The 2695-nt window shown below is 31.5% G+C and carries 4 protein-coding genes and 1 pseudogene; all 5 read right to left on the reverse strand.

Features of this window, described 5'->3' with window-relative positions:
- A pseudogene (locus tag PHC28_RS18000) lies at nucleotides 1-333 on the reverse strand (tryptophan synthase subunit beta); the annotation flags it as partial.
- 12 nt (nucleotides 334-345) lie between these two features.
- A complete protein-coding gene (locus tag PHC28_RS18005) occupies nucleotides 346-969 on the reverse strand; it encodes a phosphoribosylanthranilate isomerase (protein WP_300103768.1) in 624 nt (207 codons plus the stop codon).
- Between the two features lie 2 nt (nucleotides 970-971).
- Complete coding sequence (trpC, locus tag PHC28_RS18010; RefSeq protein WP_300103770.1) at nucleotides 972-1751, reverse strand: indole-3-glycerol phosphate synthase TrpC; 780 nt, start codon at nucleotides 1749-1751, stop codon at nucleotides 972-974.
- 60 nt (nucleotides 1752-1811) lie between these two features.
- Nucleotides 1812-2174: a four helix bundle protein gene (locus PHC28_RS18015; protein ID WP_300103772.1), complete on the reverse strand. Its 363-nt coding sequence runs from the start codon at nucleotides 2172-2174 to the stop codon at nucleotides 1812-1814.
- Nucleotides 2175-2211: 37 nt separating this feature from the next.
- Nucleotides 2212-2695 (reverse strand): anthranilate phosphoribosyltransferase (locus tag PHC28_RS18020; RefSeq protein WP_367278071.1); only part of this gene is annotated, 484 nt, incomplete at its 5' end.

Raw genomic sequence — 2695 nt, forward strand, 5'->3', positions numbered from 1 at the left:
TTCGGCAATTATTCTGGTTTTGCCTAAACGTTTTGCCAAAAGAATTTGCCCAATGGTGTTGTTGACTTTATGTGCTCCAGTATGGCATAAATCTTCTCTTTTGAGATAAATTTTGGTGTTGTATTTTTGAGATAAACGTTCTGCAAAATAAAGTGGAGTAGGTCGACCTACATAATCTTTTAGCAACGCATCAAACTCGGTTTGAAATGATGGTTCTGCTGTGATTTTTAAATATTGTTGACGTAATTCTTCTACATTTGGATATAGCATTTCGGGAATGTAAGCTCCTCCAAATTCGCCGTAATATCCTTTTTCGTTAACGTTGTAACTCATTTAGTTTAAAGTTTAAAGTTTCAAGTTATTCTTAAAACTAGATAATAATTCTATATTTTTTAATCCAGGTTCGATTTCAAATTTGCTGTTTACATCAATGGCATAAACAGGCAAATTTGTTTTTGTTATTTTTTTTATTGCTTCAAATTCATTCATTCCAATTCCGCCACTTAAAAAGAATGGTTTTGTTGATGGATAATTTTCTAGTACTTTCCAATCGAAAGTGATTCCGTTTCCGCCAGGCAATTTCCCTTTGGTGTCAAATAGAAAATAATCGCAAACCTTTTCAAAAGGTTTTAAAACTTCAAAATCAAAATCATCTTTTACTGAAAATACTTTTATAATTTCGATTTCATTCCTCATTTCAGTTTTCAAATTTAAACAAAAATTAGCTGATTCATGACCGTGTAATTGAATAGCTTGTAAATTATGTTTTTTTATTTTTTTTAAAATTTCTTCCTGAGTTTCATCTACAAAAACGCCTACTTTTTTAATTGATTTTGGTAATTCGGGAATGATTCCATCAAAATAACGACCAGATTTTTTCCAAAAGATAAAACCCATATAATCGGGTAGGAGAGCGCCTACTTCGAGTATATTTTCAGGATATTTCATTCCGCAGATTTTGAGTTTCATCTTTATAATTTTGAAATAAATTCTTTCGCTGCTTCGCCAGCATTATTAGTTTTCATAAAGTTTTCTCCAATCAGGAAACCTTTGTATCCATAAGGCTTTAGTTCGTTGATGGCTTCGATAGATGAAATTCCACTTTCGGAAACTTTTACAAAATCATTCGGGATTTGATTTGCTAATTGTTTGCTAAAATCTAGACTTACTTCAAAAGTTTTTAAGTTTCTGTTGTTGACACCAATCATATCTAGAGTTGGCATTATTGATTTTTCGAGTTCTTCTTGATTATGAACTTCTAACAGAACTTCCAAACCTAAACTTTTTGCAAATTCTGACAATGATTTGATTTCTTCTCGAGTCAAAACGGCTGCAATAAGCAAAATTAAATCGGCTCCGTGAGCTTTGGCTTCAAGAATTTGATATTCATCAACAACGAATTCTTTTCGCAGTAAAGGAACATTAACTGTGGCTCTTGCCAAAAGTAAATCGTCAAGAGAACCGCCAAAATATTTTCCATCGGTTAAAACCGAAATTCCACAAGCACCAGCATTTTCATAGCCTTTTACCACTTCTTCGACTGTAAAACCGTAATTGATTTCGGCTCTTGATGGCGAACGACGTTTGTGTTCGGCAATGATTCCAGAGGAACTATTTTTTAAGTTATGGCTCAAAGAAATGGTTTTTCTTTCGAATAATACTGAAGATTCCAATTGCGAAACTGGAATTATTGATTTCTTGAGAACGACTTCTCTTCGTTTATCGAGTATTATTTTGTTTAGTATGTTCATTAATTTAAAGATTGAAAAATTTAAAGATTAAAAGATTTGTGATATGTCATAAACTACTCTTTAAATTTTAGTGGTTAAATATTTTATAAAATTGGATAAGTTTTGAGAAATTTCGATACTTAAATTATAACTTTTTTCAATTTCCAATGATGTTAATAATTCTAATTCTTTCGCCAAAACTAACATACTTCTAACTTCTGCACAACTTCCTTTTGAGATTTTCAAATATCTGATGAGTTGTTTATTGTTGTTATATTCTGAACCTTCAGCAATATTATTTGTTATCGAAATTACAGCTCTTTTGATTTGTTCTTTGAAGCTAAATTCTCTTTCAAAAGATTTGTTTTCTAATAATTTAAAAATCAATTTGGCTAAATGAATTCCCTTTTGGTAGACTTCAAACTCTTCAAATGATTTTGTCATAATCTTTCAATTTTTAAATTTTTAAATCTTTCAATTATTATTTACTTAATTCCTGTAATTTTTTCAATGCTGATAAACCTTTTCCGGAAAGAAGGCTTTCTTTTGCTAAATCAAATCCTTCTAAAGGAGCACATTTTGTAACCGTTGCCATTGCCATTGCAGCATTGACACAAACCACGTTATTTTGGGCTTCGGTTCCTTTTCCTGAAATGATATTGGTAAACATTTGGGCCGATTCTTCGATGGTTTTTCCGCCTTCGATTTCGCTTTGTAACAATTGTCGAACGCCAAAATCTTCCGGTTTCAAAACGCCTTCCATTCTATCTGTAATTGTTTTGGTAGGACAAGTCAAAGAAACTTCATCGTAACCATCCAATGAATGGAGAATGGTGAAATTGATATCGGTATTTTGATATAGATAGGCATATTTTCTGGCAAGTTCTAAATTGAAAACGCCAACTAATTGATTTTTAGGAAATGAAGGATTAATCATTGGCCCCAACATATTAAAAAAGGTTCTC

Origin of the sequence: Flavobacterium sp. (assembly GCF_028712645.1) — a bacterium.
Classification (GTDB): domain Bacteria; phylum Bacteroidota; class Bacteroidia; order Flavobacteriales; family Flavobacteriaceae; genus Flavobacterium.